Genomic DNA, 19,036 nt, shown 5'->3' on the forward strand with positions numbered 1-19,036 from the left:
TTTTATTTGTGTTATTGGGTCTGTTATGTCATTTACGTCGCTAGGGTTACCGCCATTATTATTAGATGCGGTTAATCAATCTGGGTATCAAACTGCTACTCCTGTCCAACAAGCTGTGATCCCACTAGCGCTAGATGGCCGAGATGTATTGGCCAGTGCCGAAACCGGTACCGGAAAAACAGCTGCTTTTGCGTTACCGTTACTAAGTCATTTAATGGCGCAAGATCATTCAGACTTATTGCCACCAAATCGTTTACGCGCATTAATCATGACACCGACTCGCGAGCTAGCGATTCAGATTGAGCAAAATTTAGTTAAATACAGCCAGTTTATCAATCTGACCAGCTTAGCCGTTTATGGTGGCGCGAGCATCAATCCTCAGCGTAAGGCATTAGAACAAGGCGTAGATATTTTAGTGGCAACGCCAGGACGATTGTTTGACATTATTGGCCAGCATGAATTGGATCTATCTTTTGTTACTCACTTAGTGATTGATGAAGCTGATCGCATGCTTGATCTTGGTTTTGTTAAAGATATTGAAAAAGTGAAGCGTTTAATCGCCAGACAACATCAAACTATGATGTTTTCTGCTACTTTTTCTGAAGAAGTTAAAACGCTAGCGGCTAAAATGCTAAACAATCCTGAATACGTTCATGTTGAAACCCAAACTACTGCCGCTAATGTTGTCCAGCAAGTCTATCAAGTGGATACCCGCCGAAAAGCTGAGTTGTTATCTGAATTAATTGGCAAGCATAACTGGCAACAAGTTATGGTGTTCACCAGCCGTAAAGAAACAGCAGATCATTTATACCGCGAGTTAAGCTTAGACGGTATTAAGTCATCGGTATTTCACGGTGATAAAAGCCAAGGGGCTCGAAATCGTGCGTTGGAAGAGTTTAAAGCTGGTCAATTACGCGTGTTAATCGCTACCGACTTGGCCGCTCGAGGGCTTGATATTCAAGCTCTACCAAGAGTCATTAACTTTGAATTACCTGAAGAATGCGAAGATTACATCCATAGAGTAGGGCGTACAGGCCGTGCGGGATTAGGCGGTGAAGCCATTTCGCTGGTGAGTCCTCAAGAGCTAGAGTTACTTGGCGCGATTGAACAACTTATTGAACAATCATTGCCGATATTGGTACCAACAGGATACGAGGAAGGGGCGCCATTACCGGCTCGATATCGCGATGTTGCGGCAGAGAAACCGAAAAAAGTCCTTAAGTACAAACGTGGCAAGCCATCGCAAACAGATGTGAAACCTACTCGAAAGGGTAAATACGCTAAAGCGAAAAAATGATCACTAAACCGATTAACACCAATATTATTACTGGCTTTCTGGGGGTGGGTAAAACCACGCTCATTAGCCAATTATTAGCTCATAAGCCCAAAGATGAAGTGTGGGCGGTGCTGGTAAATGAGTTTGGCGAAATAGGCATTGATGGTGGTTTGTTAAATGCGACTGCTGCAGGTAATAGTAATAATAGTAATAATAGTAATAGTCCTGATGTTACACCAGCAAAGCCTGCCAGTATTGTCATAAAAGAAGTGCCAGGTGGTTGCCTGTGTTGCGTCTCCGGCTTACCAACACAAGTCGCGATAAATCAACTTATTCAGCAAACTAAGCCGGACCGGTTATTGATAGAACCTACTGGGCTTGGGCATCCTGCTGAAATAGTGAAGTTATTAACATCTGAATATTATCAACATGTTATTACTTTGCAAAGTAGTGTATGTCTGGTTGATGCGCGTAAAGTCAGCGATCCGCGCTATCGAAATCATGATACGTTTACGCAGCAATTACAGATGGCAGATGTGCTGTTGGCCAATAAAGCCCAGCATTACACTGAAACAGATCATTTACAGTTACAGCAATTCCTCAGCAAGTTACATTTACAACAGACGCCACTAATTAGTGTCGATAATCACTTTACTGATGTTGACCTAATCCAACAGTTATTATTGCGCTTAAATACCCCGACAAAGTATCAAACGGTGCCAGCGGGACAACGGCTATTGGGGCGGAAAACGCTTATGGATAACTGGCTGTCTAACGAACCACCACTGAGCGATATCGATACCCCTGAGTTTTCCCCTACTGGGTTTATTCACAAAACTAACCAAGGTGAGGGCTGTTACAGTAGTGGTTGGATATTTTCAGCAGTACATTGTTTTCAGTTTGAGCAATTTATGGCGTGGGTAGACACGGTTAAAATGGACAAGGTGCTGAGATTAAAAGCTATTGTTATTACCCAGGATGGGGTGCTCAGTGTCAATATGGTGGATGATAAGTTGATGCTTAATGAACTTGATGATGCACTAGATACACGGGTCGAAATTATTAGCGATATGCCGCTTGAACATGAAAGATTGCAGCAACAGTTACTGGCGTGTTTATTGATTTAGTCTGAGTTGAGATGAGCAATTCGTTTTATAGGACATGTCGTTTTGATAGTACCTCTCGATTGAGTAGGATGACTCGTTTGAGTACGCTAATTAACGCTGAGTTCGGATATTAGTGTTAAGTATGGTAACAAAAATTAAGGGCATTGATATGATATCAATGCCCTTATTGTTTACGCTATTTACTGTGATGGTCCATTAGTTTAACGAGTACATTCTTCTAATAAATAGGCTAAATGGCGGTATGAAATACCACTGTGTTGTGTTAAGCCGACTTCACACATTCTGTTAGCGTAGTAACCTTCTTTCGTTTCTGCCGGAATGAGCTTTTTAATGTTACGCAGTGCGCTGGCATTAATTTCAGGCTTATAAAGCCCTTTTTCACCGGCATAACCACAACAGCTAATGCCCGCGGGCAACACTACATGGTTAGCACACGCATCAGCAATAGCTTGTTGCTTAGGCTCTAATTTCATCTTACGGGCACTACAGCCTTGGTGTAAAGTGACGTTAGATTTCTTCGTAATTGTCATGTTTGGTAACATCTCGTCGTGCATAAACTCGACTAAATCGGTTATTTTCACCTTAGGGTTACCGGTTAATGTGCGATAAGTACAAGACAATGCATCAACGATAATAGGCACTTTGCCATTTTCAGACTGTGTACTGAGTGCGTCAATAAGTTCATCACGCTTAGCATCGGCGTTTTTAAAATCACCTTTTGATTCCCACATCTGACCGCAACATAAATGGCGGGTATTTTCTGGGATGATCACATTGTAGCCAGCGCGTTCAAGTAAAGTCATAACCACTTCTGGCAAGGTGCGGTTGTCAGGATCTTTTGGTGTTGGACCAAAGGTTCTGCCACCACATGCAGGGAAGTATAAAACTGTTTGTTGACCCGGTTTATGGGCTGATGGCTTTGCCACTTTGCCACCTTTAGGGAAGTCTGGATTCCAATAAGGTACTTCTTTGGAAATCAAACGACCCGCTTTCATCAACGAGTTGGTGATACCATCGCCAGTTATTTTATGCACAATACCTAAAATATCAAAGCCGGTGCTGATCACTTGGTTTACTGCGCCAAAATGCTTGGCTTGGAAGTCGAGCACTTTTTGTTCTGTGGTGGTGATGTACGGTGTGCGCAGTTTACGCACCAAATTACCCATGCTGTTGTCAACTGGGCAGGCAATAGTACATAGCTGACAGGCTGCACAGGTATCAACCACATCATATTTGGCACTGGCACGCATTTCTGCGGCGGCTTTTTTATCACCCGATTGCTCTAAACGTTCAATTTCACGCAATACCGCAATACGTTGGCGCGGAGAGAAGTTAAGCGCCGATGTTGGACAGGTTTTCTCACAAAAACCACATTCAATACATTTATCAATAAAGTCATCTACCACTGGGCAAGGTTTGATGTTTTTAACATGTACCAGCGTGTCATCATTGAGAATAACCCCAGGATTTAACAATTTACTTGGGTCGAAAATTTGTTTGATTTGCTTCATTAATGTATATGCGTCAGTGCCCCATTCCATTTCAACAAAGGGGGCTACAGCTCGACCAGTACCATGCTCTGCTTTCATCGAACCATCGTACTTATTGATCACCATTTCAGCGACATCTTGCATGAAATTTTGGAAACGATTGATATCATCTTGAGAGGCAAACGTTGGCGTGATAATAAAATGGAAGTTACCGGCTAAAGCATGGCCATAAATCACTCCTTCTGGGTAACCGTGTTGATGGAATAAAGCGGTTAAGTCTGCTGCTGCACTGGCTAAATGTTGTAATTCGAATGCAACATCTTCAATAATAACCGATGTGCCTTTAGGTCTTGCACCGCCAATAATAGGGAATAAACCAGAGCGCATTGCCCAATACTGGCCAAATACTGCTGGATCATTACTGAATTCAGTTGGACGTTCAGTGTCAATGTGAGCGATTTTTGTGATCACATCTTGAGTGTATTGCACTAACGTTTCGGGGTCATTAGCACGACACTCAATTAATAGAATGGCTGAACCTTCTGGTAAATCACTTAGCCACTCCGGCATGCCAGTTTTACCGGTAACCGATTTAATCGATGCCCAATCAAGTAATTCTGCAGCGGCCACACTATCACCTTTAATCGGTGGTATTGCGCTGGCAGCATCTTCCATATTGAAGAACACCGCCATGGCAGAAGCTTTAAATTGAGCTTCTTCAACGGTGTGATAAGTGACTTCATTTACAAACGCAAGTGTGCCTTCTGAGCCCACAATTAAGTGATTAATGATGTCAAATGGATCGCTAAAATCTACCAGTGCATTAATGCTGTAACCAGTGGTGTTCTTAATCGAGAACTTTTTACGGATCCGCGCCGATAGGGTTGGATTATTTTGAGTTAATTGCGCAAGATCGGTTAACGCCGTAAGTAACGCAGGATTAGATTGGCTAAATGCTGCTTTTGAATGCGGACAACCTGTATCAAGTTCAGTACCATCGGCAAGCATTAATTTAACTGATTTAATGGTTTGATAACTGTTCTGCGCGGTGCCACAACACATTCCAGATGCATTATTTGCTACCATTCCGGCAATTTGTGCAGAGGCTAGTGTGGCTGGATCGGGACCAATTTTTTTATTGAAGGGTTTTAATGCCATGTTGGCATCTGAACCAATGACCGCAGCACCTAGAGTGATTGAATTTCTATCTTCACTGATTTCAATGTTTCTAAAACCATCATGGCCCAAAATAAGTAAAATACCATCACCAATTGCTTGGCCAGATAAACTGGTACCGGCAGCACGAAAGGTTACTGGCACATTATGTGCTCTGGCGATATTAAGGGTTATTTTAACTTGTTCTGGAGTATCTGCGTGTACCACAATTTCAGGTACGATACGAAAGTAACTGGCATCAGTTGACCAAGCAAAACGACGCACTGGATCATTGGATACGGCGTGACTGCCGAGCTGTGACGTTAACGTATCCATCACTACTTGATAATTAATAGTCATAACATGCTCTCTTTACACTCGAATGAACGGCAGGCATTTTGTGCCTGCTGTTGTATTGTTATCGTTAGAATATAAGTAACTTTATCGTTAATTAGAATCCACCCCAGATAACAGCAATAGTGCCTGCAACTAAGGCATAACCCAGTGCGATAGGCATTGTTTTACGAATAATTTCAGACTCACGACCTGCCATTCCTACCACGGTAGCAGCAGCAACGACGTTCATTACACACATCATGTTACCCGCATTGGCTCCAATGCCTTGCAACGCTAACGCGATGGCGTGATTCATGCCGATATTATCTGCAACTGAATACTGTAAGCCTGAGAACATCATGTTTGAGAAAGTCGCAGAACCTGACAGGAAGGCACCAAAAATACCGACAATAGGTGAAACCCAAGCCCAAACTGAGCCCATGCTATTGGCCAGTAGGTCTGCTAATGCAACTGGCATTGAAGCGAGACCAGCGCCATTTTCACCTGAGTTTAGGAATATTTTTACCATAGGTACTGATGCACCTAGTGAAATGATCGTTGGTAACATTGAACGACAAGATACGGTGATTGATTGCTTCATTGCAGTAGGTTTCATTTTAAATAAGATAAAACCGAATAAACATACAACAACAAAGAAGATTCCCGGTGCATACAATGTAGCAAAGCCGGCTTTAAGCTCTGTGCCTAATAAACCCGTCCAGCTAATGTTAAAGCCAAGCAACCAGCTTTTAAATGGTGTAACGACACGAGATAAGACTAATAACGACGCCATAATGATGTATGGAGACCAAGCGGCAATTTGTGAGAATTTAACCGGTGTTTGATTAATCGCGAGCTCTTCATCTGATTTATTGTCGTTTTCGCTGAAGTCACACCAAGGTGTTGATGGCAGTAACCAGCCTTTTCTCGCGACAGGGATAACTAACGCCATACCCACAAGAGCACCAATAACAGAAGGGAATTCAGGACCGGCAAAATAGTTAATTAACCATGCTGGTATGGTAAAGGCAAAACCCGCAAATATTGCAAATTTCCAAACTTGTAAACCTTCTTTAATCGACTTGTTGCGACCAAAAAATCCTGTTAATACACAAACCATCACTAACGGAATTAATGTACCTGTTATTAAGTCGATGGTGATCATGTGTTTAGCAATATACTGTGCATAACCTGCGAAGGTGCCACCATGTTCAGCAATTTGAGCTGCCGCCATGTTAACGCCGCCTTCTGTTAGGCCTTGTTCCATCCCAAATAGAACAGGTAAACCAATTGCGCCAAATGACACTGATGTTGAATCAGCAATCAAGGCCACTACGGCTGCAGCAATGGGTGGGATACCTAATAATACTAGTAGCGGTGCACCGATTGCAGCTGGAGTACCGAAGCCTGCAGAGCCTTCAATAAACGATCCAAACAACCAGCAAATAATAATCACCTGAACTCGCGCATCGGCACTGATGTTAGTAAAGCCTGAACGAATAGTGTCCATGGCGCCAGAATATTTAAGGGTATTTAACAAAAATACCGCACCAAAAATAATGGTCAGTGGTGTTAACGCCGCGAGAAGACCTTCGACAACAGATGCCGCAAGGAGTTGCGTATCCATTTGCCAAATAAACATTGCTACAAGGCCTGTAGCGACCATTGATATGGGCATTGCTTTAGACGCTGGTAGGCGCATAAGCACTAAAAATACCATTACGCTAATAATGGGGGTCAAGCTTGCTAGTATCTGTAATATTGTCATGCATACCTCGTATCACTATAAGTGGGTACTAAATTGTTATTATTTGTCAGCATTTGTCTAACTAGGGCGTAATAGACGTTATTTAAGTGTTAAAAGTGTTGATCGAGATCATCTAACAAACGAGAAAGTGCATTAGCCAACAGAACTGTGAAGCGCATCCGGTGCAAGGTTTTTAGTGCGTGGTTGAGATCACGCTTTATAGGGATATAACAGGTCATATAAAGTAAAACCAAGCGAGTTATCGATTGGCTTACAATATATTTAATTAGCATTTGGTAATGTGAAGGGGCTCACTAGAAAGGCGACGGTGTTGTGATCGAGTTCAAACAGTTAGAAAAGTTTACTTCCCCAGCCTAATTTGTTACGTAATACGTGAAAATAATTATGACCTTTGGGGTGGATGAGTCTTAGGCGTTCATTTGAGCGGCGAATAAAAATTTCATCGCCTGGTAATACAGCTAAATGGACATGACCATCACAACTGACTTCGAGGTTTTCACCATTCTCAGGTGAGACCACTAATTTAATGATGCTACATGCATCGACCACAATGGGTCTACATGACAAGGTGTGAGGAAACATCGGCACTAAAATAAGCGCTTGCAGATTAGGTGTTAATATTGAACCGCCAGCAGACAAAGAATAGGCAGTAGAACCTGTTGGCGTGGACACAATCATGCCATCAGCGCGCTGGCTATACATAAATTGTTCATCAATATAAACCTCAAATTGGATCATATGAGCAATTTTGCCAGGGTGAAGTACAGCTTCATTGACGGCGGTATTACTGGCGGTTATTTTTCCGTGACGGTGAACTTCAGCCTCCAGTAAAAAACGGTGTTCAGTTTCAAATTCACCGCCGAGCACTTTAGACAAGGCTTCTTCGAAGTTATCAGGAGGTAAATCAGTTAAAAAACCTAAGTTACCCCGGTTTACACCAATCACGGCAACATTAAAACGCGCCAATACTCGGGCTGCACCTAACATATTACCATCACCACCAACTACGATGGCTAAATCACAATGTTCACCCATTTCAAGTAGGTCCATTGAACAAACATCTACCCCCAGCTCTGCAGAGACTCGTCCTTCAACGATAACCCTAAAGCCCTGCATGCTTAACCAATGATGCAATCGGGTTAACGTGAGGTTAGTCCCTTGATGATGTGGTTTACCTATGAGACCGATTGTCTGGAACATTTTAGTCATATTCGAGTTTGTTATGCCTTTAGGCCTTGAAACATAAGAATTGATCCCCATAATATACTCAAACTTATTAGAAGTGTGAGATTTGCTGTTAATTTATCAGTAAATGGCCACTTTATTTTATTGTCGTAGAATACGAAATAACGCATTTTTTAGCTGGAGTGAAAATGAGCAACGAATCGAACAACACATCGCAAGATCAAGTGGAAGAAGCTGTAACTCCTGAAGTTGTGGCTGATGAGGCAAGTTTGATGGATGAAGTAACCCAAGCAAATTTTCGAATTGAAGAACTAGAGCAACTATTGGCTGAGTCTGAAACTGCGTTAGCTGAGCGTAAAGATGTTGAAATGCGCGCAGCGGCAGAAACACAGAACATTCGTACTCGCGCGGCAAAAGATGTCGAGCAAGCACGTAAGTTTGCCTTGGAAAAGTTTGCTAACGAACTCTTACCTGTAATCGATAATATGGAACGCGCCTTACAGGGGACTAACCCTGAAGATGAAGCGACTAAAGCGATTTATGAGGGTGTCGAACTGACCATGAAAGGCTTTTTAACCTCGGTGGCAAAGTTTGGTGTAACTCAAGTTGATCCACAAGGCCAAGCATTTAACCCTGAACATCATCAAGCTATTGGGATGCAGCCAAGTGCTGAATTTCCTGCCAATACTGTCATGATGGTCATGCAGAAAGGTTATTTATTGAATGACCGTTTACTGCGTCCTGCGATGGTGATGGTATCTCAAGGTGGTGGCAGTGTGGATGTTGAAGCTTAACGATAACGTTAATCTCAATACTCGCTTGTTGACACTAGAGCTGTAGCCAATAGCATTATAGTGTTCTTCAACATAGTGCTATTCATATAGTGCTATTTATCATAGTGCTATTTAATATAGTGCTATTTATTATAGTACTATTTATTATAGTTACTTGCACTATGGTCACTAGAACGCGAGCCATAAAAAAGGACTGAATTTTCAGTCCTTTTTTGATCCTCTGCCAGTAATAACAGTAGAATATTAAGCCATAAATGCTTGGATTTGCGCTAAAATACCTTCAGCATCAAGTTGAAGATCCGTGATGATTTCATCAGGTGCGCCGTGTTGAATAAATTCATCAGGCAAACCAATCTGTAACACAGGTTTCACGATCCGCATTTTGTGTAATGCTTCAATCACTCCAGAACCCGCACCACCCATAATCGCATTTTCTTCAACGGTAACGATAACATCATGGCTATTGGCAAGTTGTTCAAGCAAGGCTAAATCTAGTGGCTTAACAAAGCGCATATCGGCAATGGTAGCATCCAGTTTTTCAGCAGCATAGGTAGCAGCTTCAAGTGTGGTACCAAAGTTAACAATGGCAATTTTTTGACCTTGACGGGTTAATACCCCTTTACCTATCGGTATTAATGTCATGGCCTCAACTTGTTCAGCCCCAGTCGCAAACCCTCGAGGGTAACGTACCGCAGTCGGCCCATCTTGATAGCAATAACCTGTATAGAGCATTTGACGGCATTCGTTTTCATCTGATGGCGCCATAATGATCATATTGGGAATACAACGCATAAAGCTTAAATCGAATGCCCCTTGATGAGTTGGGCCATCTGCACCAACAATACCACCACGGTCAATAGCGAATAATACTGGTAAACGTTGCAAAGCCACATCGTGGATAAGTTGATCGTATCCGCGCTGTAAAAAAGTCGAGTAAATAGCAACCACAGGCTTTAGACCTGCACAGGCAAACCCTGCGGATAAGGTGACCGCATGCTGTTCGGCAATGGCAGCATCAAAATATTGGCTTGGGAATCGTTGCGAAAACTCAACCATACCAGAGCCTTCACGCATAGCGGGCGTAATAGCGACTAATTTGTCGTCTGTGGCAGCCATGTCGCATAACCATTTACCAAATACTTGTGAAAACGTTGGTAAACCTGGTTTTGTTGTCGGTTTCTTAAACTGGCTAGGATCAAATTTAGGCACCGCGTGCCAGCCGATAGGATCTTTTTCAGCAGGCTCATAACCACGACCTTTTTTTGTCATGATATGCAGTATCTGTGGACCCTTGAGGTTACGCATATTACGCATTGTTTCAACGAGCGAATCAACATCGTGACCATCTATTGGGCCAATATAATTAAACCCTAGTTCTTCAAATAACGTTGCAGGCACCACCATGCCTTTAAGGTGCTCTTCAGTACGCTTAGCCATTTCTTTAATGACCGGCATCCCTTTAAGGACCTTTTTACTGTTTTCTCGAATGGTGGTATAAAAACGACCTGACATCAGCTGTGCCAAATGATTATTAAGCGCGCCAACATTTTCAGAAATTGACATTTCATTGTCATTCAGTACCACGAGCATGTCATTGTGCAAGTCGCCAGCATGATTTAAGGCTTCAAACACCATTCCCCCGGTCATGGCGCCATCACCAATCACAGCAACCACTTTTCGACCCGCACCTTCTTTACCTGCAGCAATCGCCATACCTAAGGCGGCGCTAACAGAGGTGCCAGAGTGACCCACGCTAAACGTATCGTATGGGCTTTCTTCACGCCATGGGAAAGGATGTAAACCATTCTTTTGTCGAATGGTATGCATCTGTTCACGACGATCGGTAAGGATTTTATGTGGATAAGCTTGATGCCCTACATCCCAAACTAACTGATCAAATGGGGTATTGTAGACATAATGAAGTGCCACAGTTAATTCAACTGTGCCTAAGCCAGAAGCAAAATGTCCGCTAGAAATAGCAACAGACTGAAGTAAGAACTGTCTGAGTTCATCAGACACTTGAGGAAGTAAACCTTGAGGTAACTTCCTTAATTCTTCTGGTGTATTAGCTTTCGCTAGTACTGGAAATTTAGAAATATCGAAGCTCATAGCGAGATTGTCTGACTCTTTATTATAATCTTCGCTCAATAATGTAGTGGGCGAAGTCTGCAATTAACTGGCTATTGTATGGTAATTTAGTCAGCGCTGATAGTGCATCTTGTATTAGTTGTTCTGCACAGGCTTTGGCACCATCGAGACCCAATAGTTTCGGGAACGTGCTTTTATTCGATTGCTGATCGCTGCCTTGTGGTTTGCCTAGCTCTTCGGTGCTGGCAGTAATATCTAAAATATCATCTTGCACTTGAAAAGCTAGCCCAAGCGTATGGGCATATTTCATCATTAATTTATAATGCTCATCGGGTACGTCAGCAGCGATTAAGGCAAGCTCAACCGCACAACTGATTAACGCTCCGGTTTTTTTATTATGTAATTCGGTTAATCGGTCTAAATTTATACTGTGATCTGTTGCACTCAGATCAATCGCCTGCCCACCGCACATACCTTGATACCCTGAAGCTTTTGCGAGTACTCTGACCATCGCCAGTTGTTGCTTCGGATGTAAGTCATTACAAGGGGCTGTGATAATTTCAAAAGCCAATGTTTGCAACGCATCACCGGCTAAAATCGCGGTGGCTTCGTCAAATGCAATATGAACAGTTGGTTGGCCACGACGAAGTGCATCGTTATCCATTGCCGGTAAGTCATCGTGTATTAATGAATAGGCATGAATACACTCAATAGCAGCCGCGGCTTTATCAAGTGCATTGATATTGACACCGAGCATGTCACCTACACTGTAGACCAAAAATGGTCTTATGCGTTTCCCACCCAATAGCGCACCATGGAGCATCGCTGCTTTTAAATCTGGTGCAGCGTCATCGAGCAGCGTTAAATGTTGGTTAAGAATACCATTAACGCGATTTTGGTATGTTGTTATTGCTTCAGCTAACACGTATCAAGACCTATTATTTAATACACACTATGTTGACGATTATTCACTTTCTACAGTGAACGACGCTAATTCAGCATCATCTTCATTTAATAAGATAGAGACTTTTTGCTGTGCTTGCTCAAGTTTGGCTTGGCTTTGTCGTACTAACTTAATGCCACGCTCAAACTGCTTAAGTGCATCATCCAGTGACACTTCACCTTGCTCCAAATGAGCAACAATGGTTTCAAGTTCAGTTAATGATTGTTCAAAACTGAGATTTTCAGGTTTTTTAGCCACGAGTAATATTCCTTTCATTCAGCGTGTGACAAGGTATATCAGCCCAGCGTATCGGTCAAATACAGTCGCTGGTTATTTGCTCAACAGCACGCTTTGTTATTGAATTTTGTTTAGAATGTACAAAAACAAGCTAAACTTGAGCCAAGTTTGTCCGATAACAAGTCATGATTTAAATTTGCTAGCAAAAATAGTATTGAAACTTTTGCTGTAATACATAACGATGGGCGTTGTTATTAACACAAAATGCAGTCGGATTATTCGGGTCATATAACGTGCGCTAACAGCACGATGAAAGTAGCACAAATAAGCAGCATAATGACTGCGATTGAGGAGAGGTTGTGGATTTAGCTACCCTAATAGGTATTATCGGTGCTTTTGCATTTATTATTGGTGCGATGATCACCAGTGGTGGTATCGGATTATTTATCGATGTACCGTCAATTTTGATTGTTGTGGCAGGCTCTTTATTTGTGGTGATGATGAAATTTAACCTAAAGCAATTTTTAGGTTCAATAAAGATTGGTATGAAAGCCTTCATGTTTAAATTAGATAAACCTGAAGACTTGATAGAACAAGCTGTCACCATGGCTGATGCTGCCCGTAAAGGCGGTTTTTTAGCATTAGAAGAAGCGGTTATTACCAACACCTTTATGCAAAAAGCCGTTGATATGTTAGTTGATGGCCATGACGGTGATGTGGTGCGCAACGCATTAGAAAAAGACATCGCATTAACTGAAGAACGCCACAAAACAGGGGTGGGTATTTTTAAAGCCATGGGTGATGTGGCACCTGCAATGGGCATGATTGGTACTTTGGTCGGTTTAGTGGCGATGCTATCTAACATGGACGATCCAAAGTCTATTGGACCTTCAATGGCAGTGGCATTGTTAACGACTCTTTACGGCGCGGTAATTGCCAACATGATCGCCATCCCAATGGCGGATAAATTATCATTACGAATGAACGAAGAATTGCTTAATCGTAATTTAATTATGGATGCAGTATTAGCGATTCAAGATGGACAAAATCCACGGGTTATTGAAGGCTTTCTGAAGAACTATTTGGCTGAAAGTGTGCGAAAAATCGATACAACGGACGGAGAGTAACTCATGGCTAAGGCCAAGTGTGATTGTCCACCCGCTGGCGCCCCTATGTGGCTTGCCACATTTGCAGACTTAATGTCGTTGCTGATGTGTTTCTTCGTGTTGTTGTTAGCGTTTTCTGAAATGGACGTGATGAAGTTTAAACAAATCGCTGGTTCAATGAAGTATGCATTCGGGGTACAAAACAAAGTTGAAGTAAAAGACATTCCTAAGGGGACGTCTGTTATTGCGCTTGAATTCCGCCCAGGTCGCCCCGATCCCACTCCAATAGAGATCATTAATCAACAAACCAATGAAATGACTCAGCCGACGATAGAATATCAGGCGGGTGAAGAAGACAGTGCTGGTGGTACTCAAAAGCAAAGCGGTGAGCAACGCGGTGGCAATGCAGCTGCAACAGCGCAACAAGAAGCTGAAGCCGTTAAAAAAGACGCTGCCTCTTCGCAAGAAAACATTAATGATCAAGTTAAAAAAATGGCTGAAAAACTCAATGAAGAAATTGTCGATGGCGCCATTGAAATTGAATCTTTAGGCCAACAAATTATTATTCGTATCCGTGAGAAAGGATCCTTTGCTTCGGGCTCAGGCTTTTTACAACCTAAGTTCAAACTTATTGTGCGCTCAATTGGTGAATTATTAAAAGATGTCCCTGGGGTTATTACGGTGTCGGGTCACACTGATGGTGCTGATATCAATAATGAGCTTTACAGTTCAAACTGGGAACTATCAAGCCAACGAGCTGTGGCTGTGGCTCATGAATTAAGAAGAGTTTCTGGTTTTGATGAATCAAGGATGAAAGTGGTTGGCGAGGCGTCTAATAGACCATTAATCGCCAATGATTCTATTGAAAATCAGGCTCGAAACCGCCGGGTAGAAATATCTATCGAACAAGGCAAAGCGAAAGAGTCGAATGAAATAATTGTAACTCAATAGTTTGCCATCAAAAGATAAGCGCAATCTCTACAAGTTAAAGAGATTGCGCTTTTTTGTTTTATAAATGTGCCTTACAGCGCTTTTACTAACAAATAACAGATAAAAAAGTGAATATGTTTGGTTAATAGGCATCATTTGGTATAATCGACGAATTATTGCATACGTTATGCTATTGACTGGATTGTATACACATCTAGAAAATAGAGCTGTGCTGTTTTTTTAATTTATTATCAAGGTATTACTGTCTTTTTTATTTAGCAAAACCGAGTGTAGTGCTATTTGATGGTGATACCTGTGGACGCCCCATGAAGTTTATTGTAAAGCTGTACCCTGAAATTATGATGAAGAGCAAGTCGGTAAGAATGCGCTTTACCAAAATGCTTGAAACTAATATACGTAATGTGCTTAAAAATGTGGATGAAGGTGCAAAAGTACAACGCTTATACGATCGTATAATCGTGCAAGTACCGAGCGATAAACCGCAGTTATGTGACGTTTTTGCAGAGCGACTAGCGTGTATTCCAGGTATTGCTCACGTGGTGCAAGTGAGTGAGTACACTTTTGATTCAATCGATCATATTTATCAGCAAGCTTTACCAAAGTACCGCGATGAAATTGCCGGTAAAACTTTTTGTGTCCGCGTAAAACGTTCTGGTAATCATGACTTTAATTCAATTGATGTTGAGCGTTATGTCGGTGGCGGATTAAATCAACACACTGAGGCGCTAGGGGTAAAACTTAAAGACCCTGACGTGACCGTTAATCTTGAAATCAATCAAGATAAGCTTTACATGGTTGAGCGTCGTATTCAAGGTTTGGGTGGTTTTCCGATGGCGACCCAAGAAGATGTGTTGTCGCTTATTTCAGGCGGTTTCGATTCTGGTGTGTCGAGTTTTCAGTTTATTAAAAAAGGCGCTCGTACCCATTACTGTTTCTTTAATTTAGGTGGCGCTCAGCACGAAATTGGCGTTAAGCAAGTCGCTTACCATCTATGGAAGAAGTACGGTGAGTCTCACAAAGTACGTTTTGTGTCGGTGCCATTTGAGCCTGTAGTTGAAGAGATTTTAGAGCGTATTGATAACGGTCAGATGGGTGTGGTACTTAAGCGTGTAATGATGCGAGCAGCAACGCGTATTGCTGACAAATACGGTATTCAAGCACTAGTGACAGGTGAGAGCTTAGGTCAAGTATCTAGCCAAACACTGACGAATCTAAATGTTATCGATCGCAGCACCGATTTATTGATTTTACGCCCGCTTATCGCAATGGACAAACAAGATATTATTAATCAGAGCCGTATTATTGGCACTGAAGATTTTGCTAAATCTATTCCCGAGTATTGTGGTGTTATTTCACAAAAACCTACGGTGAAAGCGGTATTATCTAAGGTTGAAGCCGAAGAGCTTAAATTCTCTGAAGATTTAATCGACCGTGTGGTTGCATCTGCAGTGGTAATGGATATTCGCGATATTGAAGCTGAAATGAGCCAACAAGTGACCGAGACCGAAACGGTTAACGATGTCGCTTCTGGCGAAATAATTATTGATGTTCGTGCACCTGAAGAAGAAGAACGTAGCCCATTATTAATTGATAATGTAATGGTTAAAGCGATTCCATTCTTTAAGTTAGCCACCCAATTTGCCGATTTAGATAAGTCTAAAACGTATTTATTATATTGCGATCGTGGCGTAATGAGTAAGCTGCAAGCCTTATATCTTGTAGAAAAGGGCTATACTAACGTTAAAGTGTATCGCCCTTAAGCCGTCGAAACGACACCGTCTTTGCGGTGTCGTGACTTTGGTCTATTTTTAGGGATTTATCCACGTTAGTGTTAGTTGTGGCAGTGAGCTTAAACAGTAATACGCTTTGAGTGAGATGAATCACAGACAATAATAAACCGCATTTAATGCGGTTTTTTATTGTCTCAGTAACGTGCTTAAGATGAGCTAGCTCTAGTTAGCTTGAACCACTTCTGAAGTTTTTTGTTGTTCATCATTGTCAGCAATTAAAATGCTGTTAACATCATTATTGATATCAATTTGCATCGCTTCAATGCTTTGTGATAATTCAGCATGTAAATCGATCATATCGATAGGTTCTAGTTCCGTCGCTTGAGCAGAAGATAAACCCAATATAGATAATAGTGCGACTGCAAAAATAGTGTTTAGGTTGAACATAGGGGATGAGCCTCCAGGCTAATAAGTCACATTTGCCGGACTATCCCAGTAACATCGTAGAGATTGTCCAACTGTATTTTCAATGATGCTAATTTAACCAAACACAGTGTTCTTTACAAACGACAAAAAATAACGATAATCATTAGAAAAACTAATTAAAAAACGAGAGATTGATCACTATGTCTAGACGATTACCTCCTTTGAATGCAGTTAAAGCATTTGAAGCTGCAGCACGACATTTGAGCTTTACCCGCGCCGCAGAAGAGTTGTTTGTCACTCAGGCTGCGGTGAGTCATCAAATTAAAGCATTAGAAGATTTTTTAGGGCTAAAACTGTTTAGACGTAAAAATAGATCATTATTGTTAACAGAAGAAGGCCAAAGCTATTTTCTGGACATTAAAGACATTTTTATTGAACTCGGCGAGGCAACTAATCGCCTGCTTGCCCGAAGCGCGGTAGGATCGTTAACGGTGAGTATGTCTCCGAGTTTTGCTATTCAATGGTTAGTGCCTCGTTTAGCTAAGTTTAGCGAAAAAAATCCTGATATTGATGTGCGTATTAAAGCGGTAGACAGCGATGCCAGTTCGTTAACGGATGATGTCGATGTGGCGATTTATTACGGTCAAGGTAACTGGCCTGGATTACGTGCTGATAAACTGCGTAATGAAGTGCTGATTCCAGTATGCTCACCATTATTACTTAACGGGCCTAAGCCATTAATTCAACCGAGTGATTTAAAGCTCCATACTCTATTACATGATTCCAGTCGCCAAGATTGGCAGGCATGGTTTAGGCAATGTGGCGTCACTGACATCAATGTCAATCAAGGGCCGATATTTAGCCATTCTTCATTAGTGCTGCAAGCTGCTGCACATGGTCAAGGTGTGGCATTAGGATATAGCGTACTAGCAAGACCTGATATCAAAGCAGGGCGTTTAGTGTGCCCGTTTTCTGAAGTGTTAGTCAGTAAAGATGCGTATTACCTTGTGTGCCAACAAAATCACTCCGAAATAGGTAAAATATCAGCGTTCAGAGAATGGATGGTCGATATGTTTGCCGAGGAGTCGCGTAGTGAGTTACTTACCGGATAATACGCCAGTATTAGCTGAAGACTTTCTTTTACAAGGTTCTAAAAGTGACACCTTGATTGTTTTTGCTCATGGTGCTGGTGCGAATATGCATCATCAATATATGACTTCGATGACCGATAAGTTAATCGCTCAAGGCTATCAGGTGTACCGATTTAATTTCTTGTATATGCAAGCCAATATGCAAGATGGTAAACGTCGTCCGCCTGACCGTGCGCCTAAATTACTTGCGCACTATGAACAGGTGCTGCTTGATATTCAACAAAAAATGGCTCTTGGTCTTATCAATTGTCAGCGGATAATCTTAATGGGTAAGTCAATGGGCGGTCGCATGTCGGCGATATTGACCAGTTCAGACCATCAACTACAACGGCCCCTTATTACCGATGTTGCCAATAAAATTAGTGCAATTGTGTGTTTGGGCTACCCATTTATTCCCCTCAAAGGTGGAGAGCCACGACTTGCGCCTATTCAGCACAATTCCATTCCGATGCTGATTGTTCAAGGTGAACGAGATAAATTTGGCGACCTTCAACAAGTACCTAATTGGGCCTTGGGTGAACATGCAGAAGTCTGTTGGATTGGTGATGGCGACCATAGTTTACAACCGCGAAAATCGTCTGGTTATACCCTTGAGGGCAATCTTAATCATGCCATTGAGAATATTCGTCAGTTTATTACCCGAGTAGGTTAATCCTGTAACGCGATGTTTTACGCATATGCGGTGTCTATTATGCTGATATTTTTATTAACATCACCATAGTTATTAATACCTGGATTAATAACTATGGTGATGGTTTGAGTCACGAAAACCAGCTTGCTTCAATAGTATGATGCATTGTCGGTTTATGTTGTATGAGGTTAAGTAAAATGAATAAAGGTCTATTATTATTTGCCACATTAAGTGGTTTTATGGCTGTAGCACTGGGTGCTTTTGCTGCTCATGGACTTAAAACTATCGCACCACCGGAATTAGTGAGTATTTTTAAACTCGGGGTCGATTATCAGTTTTATCATACCTTCGGATTGATTGCGTTGGCTTTTTCTGCTCATTGGATCCCCTCTAAGTTGATCAACTGGGCTGCTTATAGCTTTATTGCCGGGATAATATTGTTTTCTGGTTCGCTATACCTTTATGCCTTTACGGGGGCTAAATGGATTGGCCCAATTACGCCTATGGGCGGATTATGCTTCTTAGTGGGGTGGTTGTTATTTGCTGCGGCGATTTGGCATGCAAAATCAGCAGAATAATGCCTTAGCTAAATTCTCCCACCTTGAGCATTTTTGAGTATAATAGCGAGATTATTGTCTCGCT

At 41.9% G+C, this 19,036-nt stretch carries 16 protein-coding genes; 9 read left to right on the forward strand and 7 right to left on the reverse strand.

What is annotated here, in order from left to right; translation table 11 throughout:
* The first annotated feature begins 25 nt into the window (after positions 1-25).
* Positions 26-1,297 carry a DEAD/DEAH box helicase gene (locus AAEY97_RS13390; RefSeq protein WP_162023593.1) on the forward strand — a complete coding sequence of 424 codons (1,272 nt, stop codon included), beginning with the start codon at positions 26-28 and terminating at the stop codon, positions 1,295-1,297.
* On the forward strand, positions 1,294-2,403 hold the full coding sequence (locus tag AAEY97_RS13395) for a CobW family GTP-binding protein (RefSeq protein WP_350999336.1): 1,110 nt from the start codon (positions 1,294-1,296) through the stop codon (positions 2,401-2,403). The genes AAEY97_RS13390 and AAEY97_RS13395 overlap by 4 nt, the downstream gene beginning before the upstream one ends.
* A 200-nt stretch (positions 2,404-2,603) precedes the next feature.
* On the opposite strand, the gene AAEY97_RS13400 is transcribed toward AAEY97_RS13395, so the two are convergent.
* The 3 genes from AAEY97_RS13400 to nadK all read right to left on the reverse strand — a co-directional run bounded on the left by AAEY97_RS13400 (position 2,604) and on the right by nadK (position 8,361).
* Positions 2,604-5,408 carry an FAD-binding and (Fe-S)-binding domain-containing protein gene (locus AAEY97_RS13400; protein WP_162023591.1) on the reverse strand — a complete coding sequence of 935 codons (2,805 nt, stop codon included), beginning with the start codon at positions 5,406-5,408 and terminating at the stop codon, positions 2,604-2,606.
* A 91-nt stretch (positions 5,409-5,499) separates the two neighbouring features.
* Entirely contained in the window at positions 5,500-7,152 is a 1,653-nt protein-coding gene (locus AAEY97_RS13405; protein ID WP_101086482.1) for an L-lactate permease, read from the reverse strand.
* A gap of 330 nt (positions 7,153-7,482) precedes the next feature.
* Positions 7,483-8,361 carry an NAD(+) kinase gene (gene nadK, locus AAEY97_RS13410; RefSeq protein ID WP_182744634.1) on the reverse strand — a complete coding sequence of 293 codons (879 nt, stop codon included), beginning with the start codon at positions 8,359-8,361 and terminating at the stop codon, positions 7,483-7,485.
* A gap of 164 nt (positions 8,362-8,525) precedes the next feature.
* Here nadK and grpE point away from each other — a divergent pair, with 164 nt between their 5' ends.
* Positions 8,526-9,131, forward strand: a complete 606-nt coding sequence (gene grpE, locus AAEY97_RS13415) for a nucleotide exchange factor GrpE (protein ID WP_162023589.1) — start codon at positions 8,526-8,528, stop codon at positions 9,129-9,131.
* A 243-nt stretch (positions 9,132-9,374) separates the two neighbouring features.
* Here grpE and dxs read toward each other — a convergent pair whose 3' ends face one another.
* The 3 genes from dxs to xseB are packed head-to-tail and all read right to left on the reverse strand — an operon-like array spanning position 9,375 to position 12,420.
* Positions 9,375-11,240, reverse strand: coding sequence for a 1-deoxy-D-xylulose-5-phosphate synthase (gene dxs, locus AAEY97_RS13420; RefSeq protein WP_101086484.1), 1,866 nt, complete (start codon positions 11,238-11,240; stop codon positions 9,375-9,377).
* A 22-nt stretch (positions 11,241-11,262) separates the two neighbouring features.
* Entirely contained in the window at positions 11,263-12,144 is an 882-nt protein-coding gene (ispA, locus tag AAEY97_RS13425; RefSeq protein ID WP_011638238.1) for a (2E,6E)-farnesyl diphosphate synthase, read from the reverse strand.
* Between the two features lie 39 nt (positions 12,145-12,183).
* Positions 12,184-12,420, reverse strand: coding sequence for an exodeoxyribonuclease VII small subunit (gene xseB / locus AAEY97_RS13430; protein ID WP_011638237.1), 237 nt, complete (start codon positions 12,418-12,420; stop codon positions 12,184-12,186).
* A 338-nt stretch (positions 12,421-12,758) separates the two neighbouring features.
* Between xseB and pomA the strand changes: the two genes are divergently transcribed.
* The 3 genes from pomA (at position 12,759) to thiI (ending at position 16,216) form a co-directional block, all read left to right on the forward strand.
* Positions 12,759-13,526, forward strand: coding sequence for a flagellar motor protein PomA (pomA, locus tag AAEY97_RS13435; RefSeq protein WP_101086485.1), 768 nt, complete (start codon positions 12,759-12,761; stop codon positions 13,524-13,526).
* A gap of 3 nt (positions 13,527-13,529) precedes the next feature.
* The gene (locus AAEY97_RS13440) at positions 13,530-14,456 is read left to right on the forward strand and encodes a flagellar motor protein MotB (RefSeq protein ID WP_350999339.1); all 927 of its coding nucleotides are present in this window, start codon (positions 13,530-13,532) and stop codon (positions 14,454-14,456) included.
* A 305-nt stretch (positions 14,457-14,761) separates the two neighbouring features.
* Positions 14,762-16,216, forward strand: coding sequence for a tRNA uracil 4-sulfurtransferase ThiI (gene thiI, locus AAEY97_RS13445; protein ID WP_192116286.1), 1,455 nt, complete (start codon positions 14,762-14,764; stop codon positions 16,214-16,216).
* A 192-nt stretch (positions 16,217-16,408) separates the two neighbouring features.
* Here the strand turns inward: thiI and AAEY97_RS13450 are convergent, their stop codons facing one another.
* Complete coding sequence (locus tag AAEY97_RS13450) at positions 16,409-16,633, reverse strand: hypothetical protein (RefSeq protein WP_162023587.1); 225 nt, start codon at positions 16,631-16,633, stop codon at positions 16,409-16,411.
* A 179-nt stretch (positions 16,634-16,812) separates the two neighbouring features.
* Between AAEY97_RS13450 and AAEY97_RS13455 the strand changes: the two genes are divergently transcribed.
* The 3 genes from AAEY97_RS13455 to AAEY97_RS13465 all read left to right on the forward strand — a co-directional run bounded on the left by AAEY97_RS13455 (position 16,813) and on the right by AAEY97_RS13465 (position 18,972).
* The gene (locus tag AAEY97_RS13455; RefSeq protein ID WP_011638232.1) at positions 16,813-17,724 is read left to right on the forward strand and encodes a transcriptional regulator GcvA; all 912 of its coding nucleotides are present in this window, start codon (positions 16,813-16,815) and stop codon (positions 17,722-17,724) included.
* Complete coding sequence (locus AAEY97_RS13460) at positions 17,705-18,415, forward strand: alpha/beta family hydrolase (protein WP_192116287.1); 711 nt, start codon at positions 17,705-17,707, stop codon at positions 18,413-18,415. The genes AAEY97_RS13455 and AAEY97_RS13460 overlap by 20 nt, the downstream gene beginning before the upstream one ends.
* Positions 18,416-18,591: 176 nt before the next feature.
* A complete protein-coding gene (locus tag AAEY97_RS13465; protein WP_011638230.1) occupies positions 18,592-18,972 on the forward strand; it encodes a DUF423 domain-containing protein in 381 nt (126 codons plus the stop codon).
* Positions 18,973-19,036 lie beyond the last annotated feature (64 nt).

The organism is Shewanella sp. TB7-MNA-CIBAN-0143 (assembly GCF_040310065.1).
Lineage (GTDB): Bacteria > Pseudomonadota > Gammaproteobacteria > Enterobacterales > Shewanellaceae > Shewanella.

Bases quoted from the DNA above. Each gene is read 5' to 3' on its own strand.
- AAEY97_RS13390 (WP_162023593.1), top strand. From the start codon at position 26: ATGTCATTTACGTCGCTAGGGTTACCGCCATTATTATTAGATGCGGTT.
- AAEY97_RS13395 (WP_350999336.1), top strand. From the start codon at position 1,294: ATGATCACTAAACCGATTAACACCAATATTATTACTGGCTTTCTGGGG.
- AAEY97_RS13400 (WP_162023591.1), bottom strand. From the start codon at position 5,408: ATGACTATTAATTATCAAGTAGTGATGGATACGTTAACGTCACAGCTC.
- AAEY97_RS13405 (WP_101086482.1), bottom strand. From the start codon at position 7,152: ATGACAATATTACAGATACTAGCAAGCTTGACCCCCATTATTAGCGTA.
- nadK (WP_182744634.1), bottom strand. From the start codon at position 8,361: ATGACTAAAATGTTCCAGACAATCGGTCTCATAGGTAAACCACATCAT.
- grpE (WP_162023589.1), top strand. From the start codon at position 8,526: ATGAGCAACGAATCGAACAACACATCGCAAGATCAAGTGGAAGAAGCT.
- dxs (WP_101086484.1), bottom strand. From the start codon at position 11,240: ATGAGCTTCGATATTTCTAAATTTCCAGTACTAGCGAAAGCTAATACA.
- AAEY97_RS13440 (WP_350999339.1), top strand. From the start codon at position 13,530: ATGGCTAAGGCCAAGTGTGATTGTCCACCCGCTGGCGCCCCTATGTGG.
- thiI (WP_192116286.1), top strand. From the start codon at position 14,762: ATGAAGTTTATTGTAAAGCTGTACCCTGAAATTATGATGAAGAGCAAG.
- AAEY97_RS13450 (WP_162023587.1), bottom strand. From the start codon at position 16,633: ATGTTCAACCTAAACACTATTTTTGCAGTCGCACTATTATCTATATTG.
- AAEY97_RS13455 (WP_011638232.1), top strand. From the start codon at position 16,813: ATGTCTAGACGATTACCTCCTTTGAATGCAGTTAAAGCATTTGAAGCT.
- AAEY97_RS13465 (WP_011638230.1), top strand. From the start codon at position 18,592: ATGAATAAAGGTCTATTATTATTTGCCACATTAAGTGGTTTTATGGCT.